This window comes from Paraburkholderia phosphatilytica (assembly GCF_003443895.1).
GTDB lineage: Bacteria > Pseudomonadota > Gammaproteobacteria > Burkholderiales > Burkholderiaceae > Paraburkholderia > Paraburkholderia phosphatilytica.
The window spans coordinates 1-25,558 of the sequence record NZ_QQOA01000017.1 but is presented as its reverse complement, the minus strand read 5'-3'; the positions used below and the strand labels follow the sequence as shown (position 1 = coordinate 25,558).

Annotated in this window: 24 protein-coding genes and 1 pseudogene; 13 read left to right on the top strand and 12 right to left on the bottom strand. The window is 65.3% G+C overall.

From position 1 onward, the window contains the following. Window position 1: 1 nt before the first annotated feature. The 9 genes from DVS29_RS19020 to DVS29_RS18980 all read left to right on the top strand — a co-directional run bounded on the left by DVS29_RS19020 (window position 2) and on the right by DVS29_RS18980 (window position 7,996). Window positions 2-1,492: an NADH-quinone oxidoreductase subunit M gene (locus DVS29_RS19020; RefSeq protein ID WP_118182043.1), complete on the top strand. Its 1,491-nt coding sequence runs from the start codon at window positions 2-4 to the stop codon at window positions 1,490-1,492. Between the two features lie 24 nt (window positions 1,493-1,516). Continuing rightward, a complete protein-coding gene (gene nuoN / locus DVS29_RS19015; protein WP_118182042.1) occupies window positions 1,517-2,989 on the top strand; it encodes an NADH-quinone oxidoreductase subunit NuoN in 1,473 nt (490 codons plus the stop codon). Then, window positions 2,989-3,285, top strand: coding sequence for a DUF2818 family protein (locus DVS29_RS19010; RefSeq protein WP_118182041.1), 297 nt, complete (start codon window positions 2,989-2,991; stop codon window positions 3,283-3,285). Before nuoN ends, DVS29_RS19010 begins: the two co-directional genes overlap by 1 nt. A 50-nt stretch (window positions 3,286-3,335) precedes the next feature. Then, window positions 3,336-3,965, top strand: coding sequence for an NUDIX domain-containing protein (locus DVS29_RS19005; RefSeq protein WP_118182040.1), 630 nt, complete (start codon window positions 3,336-3,338; stop codon window positions 3,963-3,965). A 187-nt stretch (window positions 3,966-4,152) separates the two neighbouring features. Next, window positions 4,153-4,629 carry a DUF1178 family protein gene (locus DVS29_RS19000; protein ID WP_118182039.1) on the top strand — a complete coding sequence of 159 codons (477 nt, stop codon included), beginning with the start codon at window positions 4,153-4,155 and terminating at the stop codon, window positions 4,627-4,629. A gap of 50 nt (window positions 4,630-4,679) precedes the next feature. Next, window positions 4,680-5,873 carry an acyl-CoA dehydrogenase family protein gene (locus tag DVS29_RS18995; RefSeq protein WP_118182038.1) on the top strand — a complete coding sequence of 398 codons (1,194 nt, stop codon included), beginning with the start codon at window positions 4,680-4,682 and terminating at the stop codon, window positions 5,871-5,873. A 10-nt stretch (window positions 5,874-5,883) separates the two neighbouring features. Beyond that, complete coding sequence (locus DVS29_RS18990; protein WP_118182037.1) at window positions 5,884-7,014, top strand: acyl-CoA dehydrogenase family protein; 1,131 nt, start codon at window positions 5,884-5,886, stop codon at window positions 7,012-7,014. Window positions 7,015-7,067: 53 nt separating this feature from the next. Continuing rightward, the gene (locus DVS29_RS18985; protein ID WP_118182036.1) at window positions 7,068-7,529 is read left to right on the top strand and encodes a MaoC family dehydratase; all 462 of its coding nucleotides are present in this window, start codon (window positions 7,068-7,070) and stop codon (window positions 7,527-7,529) included. After that, complete coding sequence (locus DVS29_RS18980; protein ID WP_118182035.1) at window positions 7,526-7,996, top strand: MaoC family dehydratase; 471 nt, start codon at window positions 7,526-7,528, stop codon at window positions 7,994-7,996. Before DVS29_RS18985 ends, DVS29_RS18980 begins: the two co-directional genes overlap by 4 nt. A gap of 46 nt (window positions 7,997-8,042) precedes the next feature. Here the strand turns inward: DVS29_RS18980 and DVS29_RS18975 are convergent, their stop codons facing one another. The 6 genes from DVS29_RS18975 to DVS29_RS18950 all read right to left on the bottom strand — a co-directional run bounded on the left by DVS29_RS18975 (window position 8,043) and on the right by DVS29_RS18950 (window position 14,914). Beyond that, window positions 8,043-8,744: a glutathione binding-like protein gene (locus DVS29_RS18975; protein WP_118182034.1), complete on the bottom strand. Its 702-nt coding sequence runs from the start codon at window positions 8,742-8,744 to the stop codon at window positions 8,043-8,045. A 661-nt stretch (window positions 8,745-9,405) separates the two neighbouring features. Continuing rightward, window positions 9,406-10,635: an acyl-CoA dehydrogenase family protein gene (locus tag DVS29_RS18970; RefSeq protein WP_118182033.1), complete on the bottom strand. Its 1,230-nt coding sequence runs from the start codon at window positions 10,633-10,635 to the stop codon at window positions 9,406-9,408. Between the two features lie 19 nt (window positions 10,636-10,654). Next, window positions 10,655-11,752, bottom strand: a complete 1,098-nt coding sequence (locus DVS29_RS18965; protein WP_118182032.1) for a phosphotransferase — start codon at window positions 11,750-11,752, stop codon at window positions 10,655-10,657. Window positions 11,753-11,832: 80 nt separating this feature from the next. Next, a complete protein-coding gene (locus DVS29_RS18960) occupies window positions 11,833-12,570 on the bottom strand; it encodes a histidine phosphatase family protein (protein ID WP_240655684.1) in 738 nt (245 codons plus the stop codon). Then, window positions 12,567-13,355: an oxepin-CoA hydrolase, alternative type gene (locus tag DVS29_RS18955; protein ID WP_118182031.1), complete on the bottom strand. Its 789-nt coding sequence runs from the start codon at window positions 13,353-13,355 to the stop codon at window positions 12,567-12,569. The genes DVS29_RS18960 and DVS29_RS18955 overlap by 4 nt, the downstream gene beginning before the upstream one ends. Then, window positions 13,352-14,914: a 3-hydroxyacyl-CoA dehydrogenase gene (locus DVS29_RS18950; protein WP_118182030.1), complete on the bottom strand. Its 1,563-nt coding sequence runs from the start codon at window positions 14,912-14,914 to the stop codon at window positions 13,352-13,354. The genes DVS29_RS18955 and DVS29_RS18950 overlap by 4 nt, the downstream gene beginning before the upstream one ends. A 197-nt stretch (window positions 14,915-15,111) precedes the next feature. Between DVS29_RS18950 and DVS29_RS18945 the strand changes: the two genes are divergently transcribed. Beyond that, window positions 15,112-15,768 carry a glutathione S-transferase family protein gene (locus DVS29_RS18945; protein ID WP_118182029.1) on the top strand — a complete coding sequence of 219 codons (657 nt, stop codon included), beginning with the start codon at window positions 15,112-15,114 and terminating at the stop codon, window positions 15,766-15,768. Window positions 15,769-15,820: 52 nt separating this feature from the next. Here DVS29_RS18945 and DVS29_RS18940 read toward each other — a convergent pair whose 3' ends face one another. Both DVS29_RS18940 and DVS29_RS18935 read right to left on the bottom strand, forming a co-directional pair. Beyond that, window positions 15,821-16,993, bottom strand: a complete 1,173-nt coding sequence (locus DVS29_RS18940) for a pyridoxal phosphate-dependent aminotransferase (RefSeq protein ID WP_118182028.1) — start codon at window positions 16,991-16,993, stop codon at window positions 15,821-15,823. Window positions 16,994-17,175: 182 nt separating this feature from the next. Then, on the bottom strand, window positions 17,176-17,784 hold the full coding sequence (locus DVS29_RS18935) for a putative toxin-antitoxin system toxin component, PIN family (RefSeq protein WP_118182027.1): 609 nt from the start codon (window positions 17,782-17,784) through the stop codon (window positions 17,176-17,178). A gap of 58 nt (window positions 17,785-17,842) precedes the next feature. Here DVS29_RS18935 and yaaA point away from each other — a divergent pair, with 58 nt between their 5' ends. Together yaaA and DVS29_RS18925 are read left to right on the top strand one after the other, a co-directional pair. Beyond that, entirely contained in the window at window positions 17,843-18,625 is a 783-nt protein-coding gene (gene yaaA, locus DVS29_RS18930) for a peroxide stress protein YaaA (RefSeq protein WP_118182026.1), read from the top strand. 51 nt (window positions 18,626-18,676) lie between these two features. Further along, complete coding sequence (locus DVS29_RS18925; protein WP_118182025.1) at window positions 18,677-19,858, top strand: M14 family metallopeptidase; 1,182 nt, start codon at window positions 18,677-18,679, stop codon at window positions 19,856-19,858. Window positions 19,859-19,999: 141 nt separating this feature from the next. On the opposite strand, the gene DVS29_RS18920 is transcribed toward DVS29_RS18925, so the two are convergent. The 4 genes and pseudogenes from DVS29_RS18920 to DVS29_RS18905 form a co-directional block, all read right to left on the bottom strand. After that, window positions 20,000-20,608: a BspC domain-containing protein gene (locus DVS29_RS18920; RefSeq protein ID WP_118182024.1), complete on the bottom strand. Its 609-nt coding sequence runs from the start codon at window positions 20,606-20,608 to the stop codon at window positions 20,000-20,002. Between the two features lie 289 nt (window positions 20,609-20,897). Further along, window positions 20,898-21,572 carry an energy-coupling factor ABC transporter permease gene (locus tag DVS29_RS18915; RefSeq protein WP_118182023.1) on the bottom strand — a complete coding sequence of 225 codons (675 nt, stop codon included), beginning with the start codon at window positions 21,570-21,572 and terminating at the stop codon, window positions 20,898-20,900. Window positions 21,573-21,676: 104 nt separating this feature from the next. Next, window positions 21,677-22,566: pseudogene (locus DVS29_RS18910) on the bottom strand (response regulator transcription factor). 243 nt (window positions 22,567-22,809) lie between these two features. Next, window positions 22,810-24,024, bottom strand: coding sequence for a DUF2863 family protein (locus DVS29_RS18905; protein WP_118182022.1), 1,215 nt, complete (start codon window positions 24,022-24,024; stop codon window positions 22,810-22,812). 170 nt (window positions 24,025-24,194) lie between these two features. Between DVS29_RS18905 and DVS29_RS18900 the strand changes: the two genes are divergently transcribed. Beyond that, the gene (locus tag DVS29_RS18900) at window positions 24,195-25,349 is read left to right on the top strand and encodes an AI-2E family transporter (RefSeq protein WP_118182021.1); all 1,155 of its coding nucleotides are present in this window, start codon (window positions 24,195-24,197) and stop codon (window positions 25,347-25,349) included. The last annotated feature ends 209 nt before the right edge of the window (window positions 25,350-25,558 follow it).

Sequence of the window (25,558 nt, the reverse complement as noted above, 5' to 3'; positions counted from 1 at the left end):
AATGCATAACTATCCCATCCTCAGTATCGCGATCTGGATGCCGATCATTTTCGGCCTCCTCGTGCTCGCGGTCGGCAGCGACAAGAATCCCGGCCCGGCGCGCTGGCTCGCGCTGATCGGCTCGGTGGCGAGCTTCATCGCCACGCTGCCGCTCATCACGAGCTTCGATTCGACCACAGCCGGTCTGCAGTTCGAAGAGAAGTCGAACTGGATCGAACGCTTCAACATCACGTATCACCTGGGCGTGGACGGCATCTCGATGTGGTTCGTCGTGCTGACCGCGCTGATCACGGTGATCGTCGTGATCTCCGCGTGGGAAGTGATCACGAAGAACGTCGGCCAGTACCTGGCTGCGTTCCTGATCCTGTCGGGCATCATGGTCGGCGTGTTCAGCGCGGCCGACGGCATGCTGTTCTACGTGTTCTTCGAAGCGACGCTGATCCCGATGTACATCATCATCGGCGTGTGGGGCGGACCGAACCGCGTGTACGCGGCGTTCAAGTTCTTCCTGTACACGCTGATGGGCTCGCTGCTGATGCTGATCGCGCTGATCTACCTGTACACGCAGACGGGCACGTTCGATCTCGCCACGTGGCAGGCCGCGAAGATCCCGATGACGCCGCAGGTGCTGCTCTTCATAGCGTTCTTCCTCGCGTTCGCCGTCAAGGTGCCGATGTGGCCGGTCCATACCTGGCTGCCGGACGCGCACGTGGAAGCGCCGACGGGCGGCTCAGTCGTGCTGGCGGCGATCATGCTCAAGCTCGGCGCGTACGGTTTCCTGCGCTTCTCGCTGCCGATCGCGCCTGACGCGAGTCACTTCCTCGCGCCGGTCGTGATCACGCTGTCGCTGATCGCGGTGATCTACATCGGTCTCGTCGCGCTGGTGCAGGCGGACATGAAGAAGCTCGTCGCGTATTCGTCGATCGCGCACATGGGCTTCGTCACGCTCGGTTTCTTCATCTTCAGCCAGATGGGCGTGGAAGGCGCGATCGTGCAGATGATCTCGCACGGCTTCGTGTCGGGCGCGATGTTCCTGTGCATCGGCGTGCTGTACGACCGCATGCACTCGCGCCAGATCGCCGACTACGGCGGCGTCGTCAACGTGATGCCGAAGTTCGCCGCGTTCGCGATGCTGTTCTCGATGGCCAACTGCGGCCTGCCGGGCACCTCCGGTTTCGTCGGCGAATTCATGGTGATTCTGGCGGCTGTGCAGTTCAACTTCTGGATCGCCGGCGGCGCGGCGCTCACGCTGATTCTCGGCGCGGCGTACACGCTGTGGATGTACAAGCGCGTGTACTTCGGCGCGGTCGGCAACGGCCACGTGAAGGACCTGCTCGACGTGAACCGCCGCGAGTTCGTGATGCTCGGCGTGCTCGCGCTGCTCACGCTGTATATGGGCATCCATCCGAAGCCTTTCACCGACGTGATGCACGTGTCGGTCGATAACCTTCTTACGCACGTCGCGCAGTCGAAGCTGCCGTTGTCCCAGTAAGCCAGAGCGGAGACTGAATCAATCATGCAAAACGCTTCCATGAACGCTCTGTGGCCCGACGCGCTGCTGATGGCAGCGGTCGTCGTCGCGTGGCTGAACGACACGTTCGTCGGCCAGGCGGGACGCCGCACGACGTACTACATCGCGGTGTGGTCGTCGGTCGCGGCCGGCATCTGGTTCGCGCTGAAGGCGTTCGATCCGCAGGTGCATTACTTCTTCTCGAAGATGTACGTGGTCGACTCGTTCGCGAGCGCGATGAAGGCGGTAGTGTCGCTTGGCTACGCCGTGTCGATCGTCTACTCGCGCAAGTACCTCGAAGATCGCGATCTGTTCCGCGGCGACTTCTTCCTGCTGGGGATGTTCTCGCTGCTCGGCCAGCTCGTGATGATCTCGGGCAACAACTTCCTCACGCTGTACCTCGGCCTCGAACTGATGTCGCTGTCGCTGTACGCGGTGATCGCGCTGCGTCGTAACGCGACGCAGTCGAACGAAGCGGCGATGAAGTACTACGTGCTCGGCGCGCTGGCTTCCGGCTTCCTGCTGTACGGCATCTCGATGCTGTATGGCGCGACCGGCTCGCTGCAGCTCGACGACGTGCTGAAGGCGGTCGCGTCGGGTCACATCAACGACGTCGTGCTGCTGTTCGGCGTGATCTTCATCGTGGCCGGTGTCGCGTTCAAGATGGGCGCCGTGCCGTTCCACATGTGGGTGCCGGACGTCTACCAGGGCGCGCCGACCGCAATGACGCTCCTGACGGGCGGTGGCCCGAAGGTCGCGGCGTTCGCGTGGGGTCTGCGCTTCCTCGTGATGGGCCTGCTGCCGCTGGCCGTGGACTGGCAGGAAATGCTGATCATCCTCGCGGCGCTGTCGATGATCGTCGGCAACATCACCGGCATCGTCCAGCGCAACATCAAGCGGATGCTCGCGTACTCGGCGATCTCGAACATGGGCTTCGTGCTGCTCGGCCTGCTGTCCGGCGTGGTGGACGGCAAGGTGTCCGGCGCGGCGAGCGCGTACGGTTCGGCGATGTTCTACAGCATCGTCTATCTCGTCACGACGCTCGGCACGTTCGGCATGGTGATGCTGCTCGCGCGCCGCGACTTCGAAGCTGAAACGCTCGACGACTTCAAGGGTCTCAACCAGCGCAGCCCGGTGTACGCGTTCGTGATGATGGTGATGATGTTCTCGCTCGCGGGCATTCCGCCGACGGTCGGCTTCTACGCGAAGCTCGCGGTGCTCGAAGGCGCGATGAACGCCGGCCTCACGTGGCTGTCGGTGCTCGCGGTGATCACGTCGCTGTTCGGCGCGTTCTACTACCTGCGCATCGTCAAGCTGATGTACTTCGACGCACCGACGGATACGTCGCCGATCGAAGCCGATGGCTTCAAGCGTGCGTTGCTCGCGGTGAACGGCGTTGCGATCCTCGTGCTCGGTATCGTGCCGGGTCCGCTGATGTCGGCCTGCCTGACGGCGATCACGCACACGCTGTCGATCTGATGTCGGCTGCGGGCTGGTTTATCGTGCTGGTGGCGCTCGTGGGCGCCAACCTGCCGTTCCTGAACCAGCGTCTCTTCGCTTTCGTGCCGATGCGCGCGGAAAAGAAGAGCGCGTGGCTCAGGATCGGCGAACTGATCGTGCTGTACTTCGCCGTCGGCGCGCTCGGCTTCCTGCTGGAAGCCCGTGCCGGCAACCGTTTCGAGCAGGGCTGGCAGTTTTACGCCATCACCTTCAGCCTGTTCGTCGTCGCCGCGTTTCCCGGCTTCGCCTGGCAGTATCTCGTCAAACGCCGCTGACGGCGTCCGCGCGGGTGTCGTGGGCGCCGCATTCCTCCCAGAGGTCGCTCATGACACAGCCGTCCAAACCCATCTCCGTTTCACTCGCAACCGGTCTGCCGGATCACAGCGCCGACCTGCATGAAGTCTGCACCGAAAGCAGAATGATGCATCGCGGGCCATTCCTCACCGTGAACTGCGACACCGTGCGTCTGCCCGACGGCACCGACGGCACGCGCGAGTACGTGAAGCACCCCGGCGCGGTGATGGTGATCCCGCTCTTCGACGATGGCCGCGTGCTGATGGAGAGCCAGTTCCGCTATCCGATGGGCAAGGTGATGTACGAGTTTCCCGCCGGCAAGCTCGATCCGAACGAAGGCGCGCTTGCGTGCGCGAAGCGCGAACTGCGCGAGGAGACCGGCTATTCGGCGCGCGAATACGTGTACCTCGCGCGCGTGCATCCGATCATTTCGTACTCCACCGAATTCATCGACATCTTCCTGGCGAAGGGCCTCACCGAAGGCGAGCGCAAGCTCGACGAGGGCGAGTTCCTCGAACTCTTCACCGCGCCCGCGGCCGATGTGCTGGAGTGGGTGCGGACCGGCCAGATCTCCGACGTGAAGACGATCCTCGGCGCGTTCTGGCTCGAGAAGGTGCTGTCCGGAACGTGGACGACGTCCGATCCGGCGAAGGATGCCTGACGGTGCCCGTCGCTGGACACGCGGGCAGGGGGGCGGTAAAGCCGCCCGCCAGTAGCCGGCATCCAGAGGATCTCGGCGCGTACCCGTGCAGCGCGTTAGAATCAGGCTCCACGCGTATGTGAATTTTGCGAACGACCGTTCACAATTTTCGATTTTGCGCTACACTCTACGCAAGCCCTGATTCCCTATGAAGGTCCTCGATTTACAGTGTCCGGATGGCCATCGGTTCGAAGGCTGGTTTGCTTCGGCGGATGACTTCGAGTCGCAGTTGTCCCGCAAGCTCGTCGAATGTCCGATGTGCGGCGCGACCCAGGTGAACCGCCTGCCGTCGGCGCCGCGCCTCAATCTGTCGGGTGCGACCGAAAGCAGCCAGCCGGGTGCGGCCAGTGCGTCCAGTGCGGCAGCCGCGGTGGCAGGCGGCGCGAATCCGGATGTCAGCGCGATCCAGGCGCGCGTGATGCGCGCGCTGCGCGAGGTCCTTGAAAAGACGGAGAACGTGGGCGACCGCTTCGCCGAGGAGGCGCGGCGCATCCACTATGAGGAAGCGCCGGCTCGCAACATTCGTGGCGTGACAACGCTCGAAGATGCGCGCGCCTTGGTCGAAGAAGGCATCGATGTGATGCCGTTGCCCGTGCCCGACGCACTGAAGGAACCGTTGCAGTAACGCAGCGGTCTCCGCGCGGCGGCACCGGCCGCGGCCAGGAGACGCTGCGCATGAATCTCGACTACACCCCCGCCGACGACGCGTTCCGCGCCGACGTCCGCGCCTGGCTCGAAGCGAATCTGCCTCACGAGCTGCGCGACAAAGTCCACCACCACAAACGCCTGAATCGCGAAGACTTCGCGAGCTGGCACCGCCTGCTCGGCACGCGCGGCTGGTCCGCGCCCGCGTGGCCGCGCGAGTACGGCGGCCCCGGCTGGGACGCGACGCAGCGTCACATCTGGGACGAAGAATGCGCCCGCATCGGCGCGCCCGGCGTGCTGCCGTTCGGTGTGTCGATGGTCGCGCCGGTGCTGATGAAATACGGCAGCGAAGCGCAGAAACGCCACTACCTGCCGCGCATTCTCGATGGTACCGACTGGTGGTGCCAGGGTTACTCTGAGCCGGGCTCCGGGTCGGATCTCGCGTCGCTGCGCACGAAGGCCGAGCGCGTTGGCGATCACTATGTGGTGAACGGCCAGAAAACGTGGACCACGCTCGGTCAGTACGCCGACATGATGTTCTGCCTCGTGCGCACTGATAGCGGCGCGAAGAAGCAGGAGGGCATCTCGTTCCTGCTCATCGACATGAAGACGCCGGGCGTCACCGTGCGGCCGATCATCATGCTCGACGAAGAGCACGAGGTGAACGAAGTCTTCCTCGAAGACGTGAAGGTGCCCGTCGAAAACCTCGTCGGCGAGGAGAACCGCGGCTGGACCTACGCGAAGTACCTGCTCGGCCACGAGCGCACGGGCATCGCGCGTGTCGGCCAGTCGAAACGCGAGCTCGAATTCCTGAAGAAGCTTGCGCTGAACCAGCGGAAGAACGGCAAACCGCTGCTGCACGATCCGGTGTTCGGCGCAAAGGTCGCGAATCTCGAGATCGAGCTGATGGCGCTCGAAGTCACGGTGCTGCGCGTGGTGAGCAGCGAAGCGGGCGGGCGTGGTCCGGGGCCCGAGGCATCGATGCTGAAGATCAAGGGCACCGAAGTCCAGCAGGCGCTGACCGAGCTGATGGTCGAAACCGTGGGCCCGGTGGCCGCGGCATTCGATCCGGCGTTCCTCACGGGCGAGCGCGAACACAGCATCGTGGACGACGATGCGGCGCCGCTCGCGGCGTACTACTTCAACTACCGCAAGACGTCGATCTACGGCGGTTCGAACGAAATCCAGAAGAACATCATCGCGCAGATGATTCTGGGACTGTGAGGAGCGGCGCATGGACTTCAACTTTACCGACGAACAGCAGCAATTCGCCGACGCGCTGCGCCGCTATCTCGACAAGCAATACGGCTTCGAGGCGCGCCAGGCGATCGTACACTCGAAGGACGGCGTGTCGCACGAACACTGGCAGGCGTTTGCCGAGCTCGGCTTGACCGCGTTGCCGGTGCCTGAGGCGCAGGGCGGCTTCGACGGCGGCGCGGTCGATATGCTGGTCGTGATGCAGGAGTTGGGACGCGCGCTAGTCGTCGAGCCGTACTGGGCGACTGCGGTGGGGATCGAGGCGCTGCGCGTGGCTGGCAATAGTGAAGACGATGCCGCGTTACTGGCACGCGCCGCGACGGGCGAGATCCGTCTCGCAATCGCTTTCCATGAGCCGCATGCGCGTCACGATCTGTTCGAGATCGCGACCATCGCAACCGGCGGCGGTGCGAACGATGCCTACGCACTGAGCGGCACGAAATCGCTCGTGCAACACGGCGCGCAGTCGGACTACTGGATCGTGCCCGCACGGCTGGATGGCGAGATCGCGCTGTTCGTGGTTGAACGTGGCGCGTCGGGCGTGAAGCTCGACGACTACCGGACCATCGATGGCCAGCGCGCGGCGACGCTCGCGTTCGATGCGACGCCCGCGCGGCGCCTGGGCGGCTCCCAGCATGGCGCCGCAACGCTCGAGCGGATCGCCGACTACGGCATCGTGCTGCTGTGCGCGGAAGCCGTCGGCGCGCTCGATGCACTGAATCACGCCACCGTCGACTACACGAAGACACGCCAGCAGTTCGGCGCGCCGATCGCACGCTTCCAGGCGCTGCAGCACCGGATGGTCGAGATGCTGATCCACGCCGAACAGGCGCGCTCGCTGACCTATCTCGCGGCCGTGCGTTACGCGAATGCGGATGCCGACGTGCGGCGCCAGGCGGTCTCGGCGGCGAAGGTGCGGGTGGGGCAGGCGGCGCGTTTTGTCGGCCAGCAGGCCGTCCAGTTGCACGGCGGCATGGGCGTCACGAACGAAGTCGCGGCCGCACATCTGTTCAAGCGCCTGACGATGATCGAAACGACGCTCGGCGACGTCGATCATCATCTCGCGCGCTTTGCCGCGCTGCCGTCGTTCGCGACGAGCGAAGCCTGAGCGCGCGGCTTTCTACGGCCTTCCGGCGGGAGCAAACGGACGAGGAGCACAGCATGACCGTTGCGTATGAAGATATGGAAATCGGCATGGCGATCGACGTCGGCGAGTACACGTTCGCGCGCGATGAAATCGTTCGGTTTGCCGAACAGTTCGACCCGCAGCCGTTTCACCTCGACGATGCCGCGGCAGCCGCATCGCCGTTCCGCGGACTGGTCGCGAGCGGCTGGCACACGTGTTCGGCGATGATGGGTCTGCTGGTGCGAAATTACCTCGCGGATTCGACGTCGATGGGCTCGCCCGGCATCGACGAGATTCGCTGGGTCAAGCCGGTGCGCGTCGGCGACACGATCCGGATGCGCAACAAGATCGTCGCGAAGCGCGTGATGGAGAGCAAGCCCGACCGCGGCATCGTGTCGACCGAATGGGAATGCGTGAATCAGCACGACGAGATCGTGCTGATTGTGCGTTCGAAGGGTATTTTCGGGCTGCGCGATCCCGCGCAGGCACGCGCATGACGGCCGGTGCGCCGTCCGTGATCGCCGACGCGGAAGGGTTCGCCGCGCTGGTCGGTGCCGCGCCGTTCGTGAGCGGCTGGCAGACGATCGACCAGCCGAGCGTCGATCGTTTCGCCGATGCCACCGGCGACACGCAATGGATTCACGTCGACCCGGAACGCGCGCGCCGCGAATCGCCGTTCGGCGGTCCGGTCGCGCATGGCTTCATGACGCTCGCGCTGATTCCATCGCTGCTGTTCAAGACCGTTCACGTCGAGCATCGGCTCGGCGTGAACTACGGGCTCAACCGGGTGCGCTTCATGTCGCCGGTGCCGGTCGGCTCGCTGGTGCGCGCGAGCTTCGCGGTGGTGAAAAGCACGCCGATCGACGGCGACGGCGTGCAGGTCGAGTGGCTCGTGACATTCGAACGGCAGGGCGGTGAGCGGTCGGTGTGTGTCGCCGAGTTCATCACGCGCCACTACTTCTAGCGCGGGTTCGGGTTCGTGTTTGAGCCGCCGCGGCGCCTGCGCGCGTTCACCGCTTCGTGTACTGCGTGGTGCCGAACAGCATCTCTTTGGCCTTGTCGTCCATCAACGGCTTGCGTGCCGACGCGAGCACCTCGACGCCGCGCTGCACTGCGGGCCGCGCGGCGATCTCTTCGTGCCAGCGCTTCACGTTCGGCACCGCATCGAGATCGATGCCCTGGTTCTGCCACGAACGCGTCCACGGAAACGCGGCGATATCCGCGATCGTGTAGTCGTCGCCGGCGAGGTAGCGGGTTTTGCCGAGCTGCGCGTCCATCACGTTATAGAGCCGCTTCGCTTCGTTCGTATAGCGGTTCACCGCGTATTCGATCTGCTGCGGCGCATAGATGCGGAAGTGGTGCGCCTGGCCGAGCATCGGGCCGAGGCCGCCCATCTGGAACATCACCCACTGCAGCGTCGCGTAGCGTGCCGCCGGATCGGTGGGCAAAAACTTCCCGGTCTTCTCGGCCAGATAGACGAGAATCGCGCCCGATTCGAACAGCGGGAACGGCTTGCCGTCGGTCGAACCGGGGCCTTCGGAGTCGGTGATCGCGGGGATCTTGTTGTTCGGGCTGATCGAGAGAAACTCGGGCTTGAACTGGTCGCCGGCGCCGATGTCCACCGCGTGCACGCGATACGCGAGCCCCGTTTCTTCGAGCATGATGTGGACCTTGTGACCATTCGGGGTCGCCCAGCTATAAGCGTCGATCATCGTCGTTTCCTTGCGTGCGTTGTGCGGTTCCGGATAGCGGCGTCAGCGCGCACAGATGCGCAGAGTCCACCGCGGCAGGCGAAAATTACAGCACAGATCGTTTGATGCTGCAGGGCGCGCGGCAGGACGCTTAAGGCTGGCTTTCACTCGTTGAGCATGCAGCGAAGCGCGATCAATGCGCGACGCCGTTGAGCGCTGCGCAGTAGTGTCGGCAGTTGCGGCATGGCCCGCGATAAAAAGCGGCGAATCCATGCACGAATCGTCCCGCGGATACCAGGCATTCCTGCACAATGAGCGATCGACCTTAAGCGTCGTCGTTGCAGATCGATGCCGGCGGCTCCGGTCTGGTTACGGTAGATGAGCAATGGAACCTGTCGATGCTGAACCCGCAAGCGGCGACGTCGAACACGCGGCAGCCGGGCTGTTTGCACTCGGCTAATTCGCGGCCGCGCTGGACGCGCTCGCGCCGCCGCTGCTGTCGGCGATGCCGACCGACTGGCGCTGGATGAAGACGGGCGACACGACGCCATGGTATCCATCCACCACGCGCCTGTTCCGCCAGACATCGGTGGATGAAGATTGGGCGCACGTCGTCGAACGCGTACGGCAGGCGTGCATCAACGCGCTGCCGCAACTTCCGCATTGCGACGTTAGAACGTGATCAACCCGCGTCGCGATCCAGATACTTCGACAGCTCGAGCTTCGCGATCGCGTTGCGGTGCACTTCGTCCGGGCCGTCGGCGAAGCGCAGCGTGCGCGCGGTCGTGTATGCATAGGCGAGCGGAAAATCGTCGCTCATGCCCGCGGCGCCGTGCGCCTGCATCGCCCAGTCGATCACCTGGCAGGCCATGTTCGGCGCGACGACCTTGATCATCGCGATCTCGCCGCGCGCGCCCTTGTTGCCGACGGTGTCCATCATGTACGCGGTCTTGAGCGTCAGCAGACGTGCCTGATCGATCATGCAGCGCGCCTCGGCGATGCGTTCCTGCGTGACCGTCTGCGACGCGATCGGCTTGCCGAACGCGACGCGCTTCAGCACGCGTTTCGACATCAGTTCCAGCGCGCGCTCCGCGAGCCCGATCAGGCGCATGCAGTGGTGGATGCGGCCCGGGCCGAGCCGGCCCTGCGCAATCTCGAAGCCGCGCCCTTCGCCGAGCAGGATGTTCGACGCGGGCACGCGCACGTTGTCGAGCGAGATCTCCATGTGACCGTGCGGCGCGTCGTCGTAACCGAACACCGTCAGCGGACGATGCACGGTGACGCCCGTCGCATCCGCAGGCACGAAGATCATCGACTGCTGGCGATGACGCTCCGCGGCCGGATCGGTCTTGCCCATCAGGATGAAGACCTTGCAGCGCGGATCGCCGGCGCCGGAAGACCACCACTTGCGGCCATTGATCACGTAGTGATCGCCGTCGCGCTCGATGCGGGTCTGGATGTTGGTCGCATCCGACGATGCCACTTCGGGCTCGGTCATCAGGAACGCCGAGCGGATCTGGCCTTCGAGCAGCGGTTCGAGCCATTCGCGCTTGTGCGCGTCGCTGCCGTAGCGTTCGATGGTTTCCATGTTGCCGGTATCGGGCGCGTTGCAGTTGAACGCTTCCGGCGCCCACGGCACGCGGCCCATGATCTCGCACAGCGGCGCGTACTCGAGATTGGTCAAACCCGCGCCGCGCTCGGAGTTAGGCAGGAACAGATTCCACAGCCCGGCCTCGCGGGCGCGCGCCTTGAGCGTTTCCATCAGTTCGGTCGGCACCCACGCGTTGCCTTCCGCGCGATTCTTCGCGATTTCCGCGGCGAACGCGGCTTCGTTCGGATAGATGTGCTCGTCGAAGAACGCGAGCAGCCGTTCGCGCAACGCGTCGACCTTCGGGGTGTAGTCGAAATTCATCTGTGACCTCGTGGTTCGCTCAAGGTTGGGAAGAGGTGGACACCTTCTGCGCGTACTGCCACGCGAGCTCGGCCATCGGCTTCGCACGGCGGCCCGCGTCGAGTGCCTGCGCGCTCGCGGCCGTACCGTCGACGACGCGCTTCATGATCCCTTGCAGAATCGCCGCGATGCGGAACATGTTGTACGCGAGGTAGAAGTTCCAGTCGCCGGGAATGCCGAAGCCGGTTCGCTCGCGATAGCGCTGCACATAGTGCGGCTCGTCCGGAATGCCGAGCGCGGCCCAGTCGAGCCCTGCGATGCCGCGGAACTGCGCGGGGTCGACGTGCCACGTCATGCAGTGATACGCGAAGTCGGCGAGCGGGTCGCCGAGCGTCGACAACTCCCAGTCGAGCACCGCGAGCACACGCGGCTCGTGCGGATCGAAGATCAGGTTGTCGAGGCGAAAGTCGCCATGCACGACCGTGGTCCGCTCGTCGGCCGCGTTGGGCAGATGCTGCGGCAACCAGTCGATCAGCCGGTTCATCGCATCGATCGATTCGGTCTCGGATGCCTGGTACTGTTTGCTCCAGCGCCCGATCTGCCGCGCGACGTAGTTGCCGGGCTTGCCGTAGTCGGCGAGGCCCACCTTCGCGGGATCGACCTTATGGAGCGCCGCGATCACGCGGTTCATCTCGTTGAAGATCGCGCCGCGCTCCGCAGGCGACATGCCGGGCAGTGCCGGGTCCCACAGCACGCGGCCCTCGACGAACTCCATCACGTAGAATGCGCGGCCGATCACGCTTTCGTCGTCGCACAGCGCGAGCATCTTCGCGACCGGCACGTCGGTGTCCGCGAGCGCATCCATCACGCGATACTCGCGTTCGATCGCATGCGCCGACGGCAGCAGCTTCGCGACGGGCGCGGGCTTCGCGCGCATCACGTACGCGCGCGACGGTGTGATCAGCTTGAAGGTCGGGTTCGACTGGCCGCCCGCGAACTGCTCGACGGTGAGCGGACCCGCGAAGCCTTCGACGTGCTGCGCGAGCCACGCGGACAACGCATCGTGATCGAAGCGGTGACGGGGCGCGACCTCGCGCGTGCCTTCGAAGGCGGCGTAGTCCGGGTTCGGTTGCGTCATCGGGTGTCTCCTCCCGTTGTCATGTCGCGATGCGTGCCGGCTGGCTGCATCGGTTGTGGCGTTCGCACGCGAGCGACGCGCTATCCGCGTGTCTGCAGGAACTGCGCGTAGAGCTTTTCCATCGTGGTGCTGCGGGTATCGCGATGCAACGGTGCGCTCGGGCTGTAATTGACGGTGCGCACGACCCAGTCGCGTGGTTCGTCGCCGACGTCGAGCGCGTTGATGCAGCCAGTCGCCTGCGCGAGGTGGCCGAAGAACGTGCGGCCGCCCGCCGTGATCGCGTGCGACAGGATCGCGCGGTTCACGCCGCCGTGCAGCACGAGCAGCACCGTGTCCCATGCGGCGTCTTCGCGCAGTCCGTGCAGCGCCGGCAGCACGCGGTCGAACAGCGCGCCGATCGTTTCGCCGCCGAGGAACTGCGTGCTTTCGGGGACGATGCCATCGAACGCGCCGAGAAACGCCGCTTCGAGATTCGCGGCCGGAATCGTGCCGAGCTTGCCGCCGCGGATCTCTTCCCACGTCGGCTCGACTTCGAGCTCGGCACGCTGTCCGGTTTCCGCCAGCACGCGGCGCGCGGTTTCGATCGTGCGCGGCAAGCCGCTGACGATCACGCGGTCGAACGTCAGCGCCTGTTCCGCGAACGCGCGCCCGGCGGCGCTCGCTTCCGCGCAGCCGCGCTCGTTGAGCGGCACGGTTTCAGGGTGGATCGGCCGGCCCGTGTCGTCGAAATAGGTGACGTCGCCGTGACGCATCAGGTAGATGCGGCGCCGCTTCGGCGGCTGCCATGCGGACGTGTCGAGAGGCTCGGGCAGGCTCATGAGTAGTCGGGCTTGCGTTTGTCGAGGAATGCGCTGATGCCTTCGAGGCCGTCGCGATGCATCAGCGACGCGACGAAGCTGTCGCGCTCGGCCGTGAGGTGCGCGGCGAGCGGCTGTTCGGGCGCCGCGCCGACCAGCGACTTGATCCGCGCGGTCGCGTTCGGCGACAGCTGCGCGAGCTCGTCGGCCCACGCAAGCGCGGCATCGCGCGCGGTGCCCGGCTTCACGACGCGATTCACGACGCCGGTGTCGTAGAGTCGCGTCGCGCTGATGGGCTTTGCTTCGAGCAGCACTTCGGTAGCGAGCTGGCGCGGCAGCTCGCGGGCAAGAAACCACGAGCCGCCGCCATCCGGCGTCAGCGCGACGCGTGCGTACGACATCACGAACTTCGCGTCTTCCGCTGCGACGATCAGATCGCAAGCGAGCGCGAGCGAGAAGCCCGCGCCGGCCGCGGCGCCTTCCACTGCTGCGATCACCGGCTTGCGCGATTCGCGCAGCGCGGTGATCCATTCGCCGAGCAGATCGATGCTTTGCGCCTGCACCGATGGATCTTTCGCGCGATTCTCGAGCAGGCGGTTCAGATTGCCGCCCGCGCAGAAGAAGTTGTCGGCACCGGTCAGCACGATCGCGCGGATCGACGGGTCGCGGTCCGCGCTGTCGATCGCTTCGATGCCGGCCGCGTACATGTCGGGGTGCAGCGCGTTACGCATGCCGGGGTTCGACAGCGTCAGCACCAGCGTGCCGTCATGTCCAGGCGCGGTCGACGCGAGCAGTTCGGCGCTCATTGTGCGGCTCCATCAGGGGCATCGGCGGCATCGCCCTGGGTCAGCGACAGGCCGAGCTGCGCGCGCCGCGCGAGCCACGGTGACGGGCGATAGCGCGGGTCGCCGAGCACCGCGGTCATGTTGCGCAGGATCGTGAGGATGGTCGCCGCGCCGAGGGCGTCGCCGAGTGCGAGCGGGCCCTTCGGATAGCCGAGTCCGAGCGTCACCGCGAGATCGATGTCCTCGGGTGTCGCGATCTGCTGCTGTGCGATGTCGCAACCGATGTTGACGATCGTCGCGGCAACGCGTTGCGCGACGAAGCCCGCCGAATCGCGAATCACGGTGACGGGCACGCCGTCGTGCGCGAAGAGCGCGTGCGCGGCGTCGCGCGCGGCGCGGGTGGTGGCGGGCGTCGTCATCAGCGTGCGGCGCTGCGCTTCGGCTACCGGGAACAGCGTGTCGATCGCGACCACGCGGCGCGCGTCCAGCTGTTCTTCGACTGCGGCCGTGGTTGCATCGGTGCCGAACGGCGTGACGACGATCAGCGCGTCCGCTGCCGGCGTTGCGCTCTCGTCGAGCGGCACGCCGGTCTTCGCGATGATCGGCAGCAGCGCTTCGCGCGCTTCCGGATGCTGGCGGCTCACCCACACGCGCGCCGGCAGCGCGGTAGGCGCGGGTGCAACGGCTTCGACCTGCTGCTTGCCGTCGGGATACGCGTAGAAGCCTTCGCCCGCCTTGCGGCCAATCAGACCGCCCGCGAGCCGCGTCGCGGTGATCGGCGACGGACGAAAGCGCGGCTCCTCGTAGAACTGGTGGTAGATCGACTCCATCACCGGATGCGACACGTCGAGCGCGGTGAGGTCGAGCAGCTCGAACGGCCCGAGCCGGAAGCCGGCCTGCTCGCGCATGATCCGGTCGATGTCCGCGAAGCTCGCGACGCCTTCGCCCGCGACGCGCAGGCCTTCGGTGTTCATCCCGCGGCCGGCGTGGTTGACGATGAAGCCGGGCATGTCCTTCGCGCGCACCGGCGTGTGACCGACGCGGCGCGCGAGGTCCATCAGCGCGTCGCCGGCCGCGCGGTCGCCGCGCAGACCGTCGATCACTTCGACAACCTTCATCAGCGGCACCGGGTTGAAGAAGTGGAAGCCCGCGACGCGCTCGGGGCGGCTGCAGCCGGCCGCGATCGCGGTGATCGACAGCGACGACGTGTTCGACGCGAGCACGCACGTTTCGCCGACGATGCCTTCGAGCTCGCGGAACAGCTCGCGCTTCACGTCGAGCTTTTCGAGGATCGCTTCGATCACGAGATCGCAGTCCGCGAAAGCGGCGAGCGATTCCGCACCGCTTACGCACGCGAGCGCGGCGCGTGCTTTCGCGTCGTCGAGCTTGCCCTTGGACGTGAGTTTGGCGAACGTGTCCGCGAGATAGTCGCGCGCGGCGCCGACGGCGGCCGGGTTCGTGTCGAACAGGCGCACGGTCAGGCCCGACAGCGAGGCGATCTGCGCAATGCCGCGGCCCATTGCGCCGGTGCCGACGATGCCGATCGTTTCGATGGCTCTGGTTGATTCGCGAGAGGTCATGACTTGCGTGACTCCATGGTTATTTTTAAGATAGCACGATCGTGCGATTTGTCCTGCAATTCATTTGCGGGGCCATCATGGAGATCTCGCAATGGCCCGGCGAATGCATCGCGCGCGATGCGTCGGCGCTGTTTGGCACAGCTTCTCGCCGCCGCTGCCTGCGCCACCTTCGACCTCGAACCGGAAGGAGACACCGGATGATTGAGCTGCATGGTTTTGCGCAGTCGAACTACTTCAACAAGGTGAAGTTCGTGCTGCTCGAGTACGGCATTCCGTATGAGGAAGTACCGACGGCGCCCTCGCAGGCCGAGCCGATGCTCGCGCATTCGCCGCTCGGCAAGATCCCGTTCATTGTCACGGAACAGGGCTCGCTGTGCGAGTCGCAGGCGATCGTCGAGTATCTCGCCGCATCGTATCCCGAGAAGCGGATCTTTTCCGCGGACCCGTGGGAAGCGGCGAAGGAGCGCGAACTGATGTTCTTCATCGACGTGCATCTCGAACTGGTCGCGCGCAATCTGTACAAGCAGGCGTTCTTCGGCGGCACCATCACGGACGCGACGAAGGGGCGCACCGAGAAGCTGCTGGTTCGGCACATTGAGGGCTTCAAGCGGCTCGCGAAGTTCGCGCCGTTCGTGCGTGGCGAGCGTTTTTCCGTGGCGGATGCCGCGGGCTATGCGAGCCTGCCGCTCGTCGGGCAGTCGACGCAGATCGTCTACGGCCGCGACTTTCTGGCCGAGGCGGGCATCGACTGGCGCGCTTATCTGCAGGCGTTCAGCGACCGGGCCGCCGCACTGAAGGTGAACGCGGACCGCAAGGCGGCGTTCGCGAGAGGCGCCATCTGGAAGGGCAATTGAGCGCGCTAGGGATGCCGTCGGGTTTGTTCGCATCGCGCGCTCCGTGACTGACTCAGAGCTTCGCGAGCCGCTCGAGCGCGGTCGCGAGCGTGCTCTCCTGTTTCGCGAAGCAGAAGCGCACGACGCCCGATTCGTGCGGCTCGTGATAGAACGCGGACACCGGAATCGCCGCGACGCCGATCTCGCCGGTGAGCCACGTCGCGAATTCCGCTTCGGGCAGGTCGCTGATCGCCGAGTAGTCGACGCACTGGAAGTAGGTGCCTTCGCACGGCAGCAGCTTGAAGCGCGAGTTCGCGAGGCCGGCGCGGAAGAAGTCGCGCTTCTGCTGGTAGAACGCGGGCAGGTTCAGATACGGCGCGGGATCGGCGAGGTAACTCGCGAGCCCGAGCTGCATCGGCGTGTTCACGGTGAACACGTTGAACTGGTGGACCTTGCGGAACTCGGCGGTGAGCGCGGCAGGAGCTGCGACATAGCCGATCTTCCAGCCCGTCACGTGGAAGGTCTTGCCGAAGCTCGACACGACGAAACTGCGCTCCGCGAGACCCGGATAGCGCGACACGCTTTCATGCGGCGCGCCGTCGTAGACCATGTGTTCGTACACCTCGTCGGACAGCACGAGCACATTGGTGCCGCGCAGGATCGCATCGAGCTTCTGCATATCTTCCGCGCGCCAGACGGTGCCGGTCGGATTGTGCGGCGTGTTGATCAGCAGGAGCCGCGTTTTCGGCGTAATCGCGGCGGCGAGGCGGTCGAACGGAATCGCGTAGTCCGGCGCTTCGAGCGTGACGAATACCGGCTTGCCACCCGCCAGTTCGATCGACGGCAGATAGCTGTCGTAGGTCGGCTCGACGACGATCACTTCGTCGCCAGGATGCACCGCGCAGAGGATCGCCGTCAGCAGTGCCTGGGTGGCGCCCGCCGTCACGGTGATCTCGCTGCCCGCGTCGTAGCGGCGGCCGTACACGCGCTCGATCTTGTTCGCGATCGCTTCGCGCAGCGGCGCGGCGCCGGCCATCGGCGGGTACTGGTTGTGGCCGGCGCGCATCGCGTTGCTGACCGCATCGACGATGCGCGGATCGCAGTCGAAATCCGGAAAGCCCTGGCCCAGATTCACCGCGCCTTTCTCCGCCGCGAGCGCGCTCATCACGGTGAAGATCGTCGTGCCGACGCTCGGCAGGCGGGACGGGAAGCTGGGCGAGTGCGGCGTATCGTTCGGTGCGTTCATGAGCGGGTCCGGGGCGGTGGGCAGGCTGCGGTTCGGTTGCTGTTCTGGTTCCGGCGGTCTGGCGGTCTGACGATGACGTCCTGGCGACGGTGGCGTGGAGTGTCAGACGTCGATTGTAGGGAATCGCGCGCTAGCGTGCGGCGAGTCCGGACGCGGGGCGCGGGTTTTCGCGCATTTGTCCGCTAGACGGGCGTCTGTTCGGCTGAAGACTGCTGTGCTGCGGGTTGTGCTGCTGTTGCTCCTGTTGCTGGTTTGCTCGGGCCATTGCTCGTGCTGACACCGAGACCGCTTTGCTCGACGAACGGCGCCGGCTGCGCAATGCGAAAGCCGAAGTCGCGTGCGACGCGCTTTGCGAGCTTCAGCACCGCGCGGTCTTTCGACACGAGCCAGTCGGCGCTCGATGCGTGCGCCAGTTCGAGAAACTTCTGGTCGTCGCGGTCCTTGCATTTCGGCAGCGGACGCGCGTCGGCTTGTGCCTGCGCTGCGTCGGTGGCGTCCCGCGCAGGCGGATCGACCGGCACCGTGAGGCGTGCGACTGTGGCGAGCGCCGCGGCCTTGTCCACCGCGCGCTGCACGAACTGCGGATAGTCGAGCACGCGCGCGAGTTCGCCGAGGCAGCGCGCGTCGATCGGCGCGCACAGCGTGCCCTGTTCGAGCGCGGCGAGAATGGGGCGCGTGTGCGGATCGTCGAACACGAGAATGTCGATCCACACATTCGAATCGAGCACGGCCCGCAAGGGAGCCGCGGAAGCCGTGGAAGGAGAAGGACGCGAGGCAGCGGAATCGGGCATTCGTTACAATCTGGCTTTCGTCTTTTGACCGCCAGGCACGGCGTGCCTGAAAGCCTCTATGATAATCGTTCTGTCGCCGGCGAAATCTCTCGACTACGACACCCCGCCTCACATCCGCAAGCACACGCTTCCCGATTTCATCGACGACGCGGCCGAACTGATCGACGGCCTGCGCCGGCTGTCGCCGCAGCAGATCGCGTCGCTGATGGATCTGTCCGATCCGCTCGCACAGCTCAATTTCCAGCGCTACGCCGACTGGTCCACCACCTTCGACGCGAGCAACGCGAAGCAGGCGGTGCTCGCGTTCAACGGCGACGTGTACGAGGGCTTCAACGCGAAGACGCTGTCCGCGGCGGATCTCGACTACGCGCAGAACCACGTGCGCGTGCTGTCCGGGCTGTATGGGCTGCTGCGTCCGCTCGATCTCTTGCAGCCGTACCGGCTCGAGATGGGCACACGTTTCGAGAACGCGCGCGGCAAGGATCTGTACGCGTTCTGGGGGCCGCGCATCACCGAGGCGCTCAACGAGCAGTTCGCGCGCAACCGGAAAGGCGCGCGCGTGCTCGTGAACTGCGCTTCGACCGAATACTTCCGCTCGGTGAAGCCGAAGCTGCTCGATGTGCCCGTCGTCACGCCGGTGTTCGAGGACTGGAAGGGCGGGCGTTACAAGGTCATCAGCTTTCATGCGAAGCGGGCGCGCGGCCTGATGGCGCGCTACGCGGTCGAGCATCGGCTCGACGAGCCGACGGCGCTGCAAGGCTTCGACGCCGAAGGCTATGCATTCGATGCGGATGCGTCGAACGATTCCACCTATGTGTTCCGCCGGCGCATCGCGCCCTGAGCACGGCGCTTGCGGGCGAGCACAGCAGACAGTCAGTCGCAGGGAACAGCTATGACTTTATCGATTACCAGCAATTTCGACGCGGGCGCGATCGAGGTCGTCGCCTGCGAAAGCGCGGATGCGATCCGTCTGCGCGTGCGGCGCGATTCGCACGCGGAGTTCGCGCAGTGGTTCTACTTCCGGTTATCCGGCGCGCGCGGCGAGCGCTGCGTGATGACCTTCGAGAACGCGTCGGAGTGCGCGTTCGCCGAAGGCTGGAAAGACTACGAGGCGATGGCGAGCTATGACCGCGTGAACTGGTTCCGCGTGCCGACCGCGTACGACGGCCGTGTGCTGACGATCGATCACACGCCGGAGTTCGATCGCATCTACTACGCGTACTTCGAGCCGTACAGCGAGGAGCGTCACTCGGAGTTTCTCGGCGCCGTGCAGCAGATGCCGCATGCGACGCTGACCGAACTGGGACGTACCGTCGAGGGCCGGCCGATGTCGATGCTGACGCTCGGCGCGCCGGGCGCCGAGGTCCTGGACGGCGCGGAAGGCGCGAAGCTGAAGCGGATCTGGATCATCGCGCGCCAGCATCCGGGCGAGACGATGGCGGAGTGGTTCGTCGAGGGGCTGGTGAAGCGGCTGGCGGGTTGGGGCGACTGGGCGGGCGATCCGGTCGCGCGCCGTATCTTCGATCACGCGGTCTTTCATATCGTGCCGAATATGAATCCGGACGGCAGCGTGCACGGCAATCTCCGCACCAACGCGGCGGGCGCCAATCTGAACCGCGAGTGGATGGAGCCGGACGCGGCGCGCAGCCCGGAAGTGCTGCTCGTGCGCGATGCGATCGAAGCGACCGGCGTGGACATGTTCTTCGACATCCACGGCGACGAGGCGCTGCCGTATGTGTTCGTGGCCGGGTCGGAGATGCTGCCGGGCTTCACCGAAGCGCAGGGGCACGAGCAGAAGGCGTTCATCGAAACCTTCAAGCTCGCGAGCGTCGACTTCCAGGACAAATACGGCTACGCGGCGAGCAAGTACCGCGAGGATGCGCTGAAGCTCGCGTCGAAGTACATCGGGCACCGCTATGGGTGTCTTTCCCTGACGCTCGAAATGCCGTTCAAGGACAACGCGAATCTGCCGGATGCGCGCGTGGGCTGGAACGGCGAGCGCAGCGCGTCGCTCGGTGCGGCGATGCTGCACGCGATCCTGATGCATATCGAGGGGTATCGCGCGGCGCAGTGATGCGGGCTTGGTGATCGCCGAGCTTGCGGTGCGTGAGTGCGGGAAAGAAGCGGGAGCCGTTGCCGGCTCCCGCTTTTTGCTTGTGCGCTTGCGGCTCTTGTCGCTTTTGCCGAGCTTGTTTCGCTTGCGATCGGCGACGCATCAATGCGTCGTCTTCTTCTTGCTCTTCGTCGATTTCGACGCGCTGGACTTGCTGCCGGTTGCCTTGCCCTTCGCGGCCTTGCCGGTGGATTTCTTTGCGACGTGGTGACCCTTCGCGCTGTGTCTCGACCCGCCCAGCTCCGAGCGCGGTTTCGCCATCGGCACCGGATCGTTCCAGCTGAACGCGAGCATCTGGTTGCCGAGATAGCCGCAGCGGAACTTCAGGTCCATCGGATCGCCGACGTTGTTCGTGCGGATGCCGAGACCTTCGATGGTCACGATGTTGTCGACCTTCACGCGCTGTTTGCCTTCGTCGAACGAATCGTTCCACGGCGTGACCGTGGCGTGCGAGCTGTCGAACGAGGAGGGCGGGAAGTCGACGTGATCGAAGGCAGTGGACGTGCTGACCACGAAGTCCGCATGCGCCGCGCAGTCCGCGACGAGCGGATCGGCGTGCATGTCGGTGATGAATTTGTTGACGAGTTCGTTGTGCTGTTCGAGCTGGTCGGCGAACGCAGGGACGGACAGCGCGAGCGATACGCCCGACACCACGACCATCACCCGGCCGACCAGGCGCAGCAATCGGCGCGGTACGGTGGTGCGATCCATCAAGTTAGATGCTGTTCAGATCTCAGGCACATAAGATGCCCAACGGCTAATGAGAGTTCAATCGTGACACAACTATTTTAACGGGTCGTGGTGGAAACACTCGATCGCTTTGCACAGCGCGACGATTGAAGGCCGATTCATTGAAGACCGACACTCGTGTCGGCACGCCCGGGACGACATTGTGCCATTGCGCGGAAGGGCACGCGCGGAACGTGTCAAACGCGGCTGATGGGCGCTGTCTCCGTTGTCTTGCTGTTCGCGAGGGAAGGAGCGGGCAAGCCCGGCGCGCTCAGGTGCGCGGGCCGCCGAGCCGGTATCGTCGCACGTCGTAGGTGGTGACCCACGCCGGCCGGTAGACGGCGATCAACGCGGTGGACATGCCGGTGAACCACGATTCGCCGAGCGCCAGCAGCAGCACGCTGAACGCGTAGCCGATCGGCACCACTTTGAGCGAGCCGTCCGACAGCCCGATGTGTACCGCCAGCGCGAGGCCGGAGGTGAGCGCGACCGTGATGGCGGGAGACAGGAAGCCCTGCCCGAAGATGAAGACGAACAGGTTGCGAGGCAGCCACGCGATGCATGCACGCTGGATCAGCGCGGACACCGCGACGGGGAATGCGCCGAAGATCAGGAACGTGATCGCGATGCCTTGCCATTGCGCGTCGAACACGACCGCGGCGAGCCCCGTGACGACGCCCATCGCGACCAGCGCGAGCGCCCAGTCGAATAGCGTGACGACGAGCGTCGCGCCCAGCAGGTGCATCACGGTGCCGTCGTCGAGCCACGCGTTGGTGGCCCACAGCACCGCGATTGCCACGATGATCGCGAGCCACACGTGCTGCAGCGTGGCGTCCTGAAGACGCTTGAACGGCCTTCTCCACAATGCGAGCGCGAGGAGCCCCGCGGCGACGACCCAGCCACCGGCAGCGACCCACAATGGAAGCGGTGTGTAGAGAAAACCCATGTTTCTCATATTACTCGTTGATCCCCAAAAGGTGTGAGCGGATTCCATGCCAGACGGGGCAACGAGGCTCACCGGCAGTCCACGGGCTGTCCACCGGCTATCCGTCAGGCAGCTTCGGGCGTGGGTGGATCGTCGGACGGACGAGGCTTGCCGAACGGAACCGTCGGTTCGGCGGCCATTGGCAGGGACGTGGACTGGCCCGGCGCCGGCAGTGCGTAGACGAACGCCTTGGCGCCGCGGCGTCGCAGCGGCACCACACCATGTTGACCATGCCTGGGCCGGGGTTTTGAAGTCGTGCCGCTGCGCAGCACCTCGAGCTGCGCAGCCATCCAGCCGTTGTAAATGGCGACCGCCGCCGCGCGATTGGGTGCCCCCAGTTGGGTGCCCCCAGTTGCTGGAAGATGCTCGTGAGATGAATTTTTACCGTGCCCTCGCTGATGCCGAGAGTGCGCGCGATCATCTTGTTCGTGCTGCCCATGTGGACGCAGCGCATGATCTGCTCCTGTCGCGGCGACAGGGTGATGACCGGACGCACGCGCTTCGGTCCCGGGTTGACCGGATTGAACGGGCGCACGGCGACGTCCGTGGAGCGTTCCTTGTCCTTGCTGGTATGAAGCGCGCACGCGGGCACATAGTGGCCGCCCAGCACCACGATTTCGAGCGCGCGCACGATCAGGTCCGGATTGGTGCCGCGCGGGATGATGCCCAGCATGCCTTCGTCGACGAGCGCGCGAACCCATGACAGCGACGCCTCGTCGGTCAGAACCGCGATGGCCAGCGACGGATGCTGCGCAACCAGCTTGCGCAGGTCCGCGAGACTCATCGAGTCTTCCCAGTCGATGACGAGCAGATCGGGTGGCGTACGACGCAGCGCGCGGTCTGCCTGACGCCAGTCGTGAGCTTCGCTGAAGCGTGCGTGCCGGTCGATCTGACGGATCAACGCCTTGAGCCCTTCGCGGCGTTCCGCGTCGGGATTGAGAAGAGAAAACCGCATGCCCTGCCTCCAGATGGTCGTTGCGAGATGCGCGGTTCGAACGGCGCGACGGCCGCGTCGTGATGCGCTCTGAGAGGCATGATGGCAAATTTGTGGGGCTGCGTCGGCCTGGCCAGACGATATAGGACGATGTGTCGACGCGAGCGCGACGACGCGAAAGCCCCGTGCGACAAGGCCTCGCACAAAGCGAGGCCTTGTCGGGTAAGACGGCTGACTATGAAAAGCGGAAAATACTGCGCCCGCTCAGTGAAAATGCGGCTGGGCAGGTTCCGCGTCTTCGGGCATTTCCGCGTGCACGATCTCGCCGAGCGGGTCGGCGTACAGCGGGACGCCGCAGTCGTCGCAATATTCAGGCTCGAAGCGGCCCGAGTGGCGGCGGATTTCCGTGACGCCCGTTTCCTTCAGCAGCGCGACGATTTCTTCGAGCGGACCTTCGCCGGTCGACGCTTCCTGCGGCTCTTCGTCGATCCCGGTTTCCGCGTTCTCGCGTCCGTAGAGCGGCCAGACGACGCCGTAGATCACGTCGTTGCTGCCGCGCTTCGTGAAACCGATCCGGTATTCGTCGATGCGCCGCTCGCCGAACCCGGCGACGACCGCGCGCAGTTCCTGCGGCGCCGCGCCGATCGTGTCGTACAGATAGCGCACGGCGGTGGACACGGTGTGCGGGCGCACGCGCTCGTCGGCGTCGCGGCAGGCCGAGTAGTACGCGTCCGGCAGCAGGCATTCGAATTCGCAGCCCGGCAGCACGACCGCGAGATTCGCGCCGCCCTGGGTCGACCACTGTTCGAGACACTGACCGCGCTCGATGCGCGAGCCGTGCTCTTCTTCCTGCCAGCGAAACACCGGCGCGCCGACCGGGCTCGTCACGACGGCCAGCAGGAAGCGCGGGTCGGCGAGAATCGGCGAGGTCTCCGGCAGTTCGCCGAAGTTCAGCTTGACGTTGCCGCTGCCGATCGCCGCCTGGGCGAGTTGCTGGGCGACGCGCCACGTCTCGACGTGATGTCGCGGCAGTTGATCGATGCTGTACAGGAACGGTGCCATGGCGACACGTGTGCCGTCGGCGAGCACGTGAGCCTGCAGGTGGGCGCGCAGCGCGTCGGCCGCGTCGCTTTTCAGCGGCCCCGACGGGATCGCGTAGCGCGTCCACGCGAGCACGGGCGCCGCGATCAGCAATGCTTCGTGCTGCACACCATCGTGCTCGACGATGAACGACTCGCTGTGCGTTTCGGCCATGTCGGCCAACGCGCCGTAGGCGTCCGGATGATTGTGCTGCAGGTGATCGAGCGCGGCGTCGAGCGTGGTCTGGTTACCGTTGCGGACGATCTTCGTCAGCAGCGTGTCGAGCTTCGCTTCCCAGAAGCGGTCTTCGATGCGGCTGCCCGACGCGAAGAGCGCGAGCGAAAGGCCGACGAGCTTGTCGGCGTCGGGAGGGAGGCGTTTTGCGATTCGCGAGCGCATAAATCCGGAAATTAGGTTCGGAGAACCGTATATTCTAGTCTCTTCTGGCGCGCGCCATCTTTTGCGTGTGCAGGTGGCGGATCGCCTTGTCGGTGGACGTTTTGCTGAACGATGCGGCGCTTCGCTGACGCACATCGTTTCACGGACGAAGCAAAAGAAAGAGGTCTATCTTGAAATCGGATCAACTGATCGAACGGCTCGCGGCGGTGTTCGCACTCATTGTGCTCGTCGGCGGTTCGCTGCTGGTGCTCGCGCCGTTTACGACTCCACTCCTGTGGGGCGCAATTCTCAGCTACAGCTCGTGGGGGCTCTACCGGCGACTCGCCCGCGCGATGGGCGGGCGCAGGAAGCTCGCGGCGGTGCTGATCGTCCTGCTGATCCTCGTCGTGCTGCTCGGGCCGTTCGTCTACGCGGGCGTTGCACTGGGCGCGCATGTTCACGACATCATCGCGCTCGTGCAGCGTCTCTTCGATGCGGGGCCGCCCAGCCTGCCTGACTGGGTGGTGCGTATTCCGCTCGTGGGCGACAGCATCCAGTCGTTCTGGGTGCGCGTGACGGGCAGCAGCGCCGATTTTGTCGCGCAGTTGCATGCACTGGCGAAGCCGATGGGGCACTGGATCCTTGCCGCGGCGATCGCGGTCACGCATGGAGTGGGGCTGCTTGCGCTCAGCATCGTGCTCGCGTTTTTCTTCTATACAGGGGGCGAGGGCGCGGCCGCCTGGCTGAACGCCGGCATGCGGCGGATCGCCGGTCCGCGCGCCGACTATCTGCTCACGCTCGCGGGCGGCACCGTTAAGGGTGTGGTCTACGGCATTCTCGGGACGGCCCTCGTGCAGGGCGTACTGGAAGGCGTCGGTTGCTGGATCGCCGGTGTGCCTGCGCCGGCTTTACTGGGCCTCGCGACGTTCTTTCTGTCGGTCGCGCCGGGCGGCCCGGTCATCGTCTGGCTGCCGGCCGCGATCTGGCTGTATCACAGCGGCTCGACGGGCTGGGCGATCTTTCTGGTGATTTGGGGCGTGCTCGTCGTGGGGATGGCCGATAACGTGGTCAAGCCCATATTGATCGGCAAGAGCAGCGACATGCCGCTCATTCTCGTGATGCTCGGCATTCTCGGCGGCGCGTTCGCGTTCGGGTTTCTGGGCGTGTTCATCGGACCGACCTTGCTCGCCGTCGCCTACGCCGTGCTGCATGACTGGACGATCGGATCGCCGGAGGCTCGGGCGCTTGCGCTCGAGATGCGGCAGCGAAGTAGTTCAGGCGCTGCTGCGGGTACTGCTGCGGCCACCGCGCACGATGCGTCCGACGAGCCTCGCGAAGCGTCATGATGCACGGCGAAAATATTTTTCGCCGTGGGGTTGCGCGGGGCTGTTCATGTGTCTAGAATCTCGGTCTTTCGCGCTTCGGGACCGGGGCGCGGGGAAGCGGGAAAGTGCGATGAGGCGCGGTTCGCGGGTGGTTTGCGGGTCGTGTTCAGCGCACTGAAGTTGCGTGATTGTGGTGTGCGTGAACAGCAGGCTGCGGGGTTGGAAACTGC

Excerpts from the sequence above, each read along its gene's own strand:
- DVS29_RS19020 (WP_118182043.1), top strand. The coding sequence starts at position 2 with ATGCATAACTATCCCATCCTCAGTATCGCGATCTGGATGCCGATCATT.
- nuoN (WP_118182042.1), top strand. The coding sequence starts at position 1,517 with ATGCAAAACGCTTCCATGAACGCTCTGTGGCCCGACGCGCTGCTGATG.
- DVS29_RS19010 (WP_118182041.1), top strand. The coding sequence starts at position 2,989 with ATGTCGGCTGCGGGCTGGTTTATCGTGCTGGTGGCGCTCGTGGGCGCC.
- DVS29_RS19005 (WP_118182040.1), top strand. The coding sequence starts at position 3,336 with ATGACACAGCCGTCCAAACCCATCTCCGTTTCACTCGCAACCGGTCTG.
- DVS29_RS19000 (WP_118182039.1), top strand. The coding sequence starts at position 4,153 with ATGAAGGTCCTCGATTTACAGTGTCCGGATGGCCATCGGTTCGAAGGC.
- DVS29_RS18995 (WP_118182038.1), top strand. The coding sequence starts at position 4,680 with ATGAATCTCGACTACACCCCCGCCGACGACGCGTTCCGCGCCGACGTC.
- DVS29_RS18990 (WP_118182037.1), top strand. The coding sequence starts at position 5,884 with ATGGACTTCAACTTTACCGACGAACAGCAGCAATTCGCCGACGCGCTG.
- DVS29_RS18985 (WP_118182036.1), top strand. The coding sequence starts at position 7,068 with ATGACCGTTGCGTATGAAGATATGGAAATCGGCATGGCGATCGACGTC.
- DVS29_RS18980 (WP_118182035.1), top strand. The coding sequence starts at position 7,526 with ATGACGGCCGGTGCGCCGTCCGTGATCGCCGACGCGGAAGGGTTCGCC.
- DVS29_RS18975 (WP_118182034.1), bottom strand. The coding sequence starts at position 8,744 with ATGATCGACGCTTATAGCTGGGCGACCCCGAATGGTCACAAGGTCCAC.
- DVS29_RS18970 (WP_118182033.1), bottom strand. The coding sequence starts at position 10,635 with ATGAATTTCGACTACACCCCGAAGGTCGACGCGTTGCGCGAACGGCTG.
- DVS29_RS18965 (WP_118182032.1), bottom strand. The coding sequence starts at position 11,752 with ATGACGCAACCGAACCCGGACTACGCCGCCTTCGAAGGCACGCGCGAG.
- DVS29_RS18960 (WP_240655684.1), bottom strand. The coding sequence starts at position 12,570 with ATGAGCCTGCCCGAGCCTCTCGACACGTCCGCATGGCAGCCGCCGAAG.
- DVS29_RS18955 (WP_118182031.1), bottom strand. The coding sequence starts at position 13,355 with ATGAGCGCCGAACTGCTCGCGTCGACCGCGCCTGGACATGACGGCACG.
- DVS29_RS18950 (WP_118182030.1), bottom strand. The coding sequence starts at position 14,914 with ATGACCTCTCGCGAATCAACCAGAGCCATCGAAACGATCGGCATCGTC.
- DVS29_RS18945 (WP_118182029.1), top strand. The coding sequence starts at position 15,112 with ATGATTGAGCTGCATGGTTTTGCGCAGTCGAACTACTTCAACAAGGTG.
- DVS29_RS18940 (WP_118182028.1), bottom strand. The coding sequence starts at position 16,993 with ATGAACGCACCGAACGATACGCCGCACTCGCCCAGCTTCCCGTCCCGC.
- DVS29_RS18935 (WP_118182027.1), bottom strand. The coding sequence starts at position 17,784 with ATGCCCGATTCCGCTGCCTCGCGTCCTTCTCCTTCCACGGCTTCCGCG.
- yaaA (WP_118182026.1), top strand. The coding sequence starts at position 17,843 with ATGATAATCGTTCTGTCGCCGGCGAAATCTCTCGACTACGACACCCCG.
- DVS29_RS18925 (WP_118182025.1), top strand. The coding sequence starts at position 18,677 with ATGACTTTATCGATTACCAGCAATTTCGACGCGGGCGCGATCGAGGTC.
- DVS29_RS18920 (WP_118182024.1), bottom strand. The coding sequence starts at position 20,608 with ATGGATCGCACCACCGTACCGCGCCGATTGCTGCGCCTGGTCGGCCGG.
- DVS29_RS18915 (WP_118182023.1), bottom strand. The coding sequence starts at position 21,572 with ATGGGTTTTCTCTACACACCGCTTCCATTGTGGGTCGCTGCCGGTGGC.
- DVS29_RS18905 (WP_118182022.1), bottom strand. The coding sequence starts at position 24,024 with ATGCGCTCGCGAATCGCAAAACGCCTCCCTCCCGACGCCGACAAGCTC.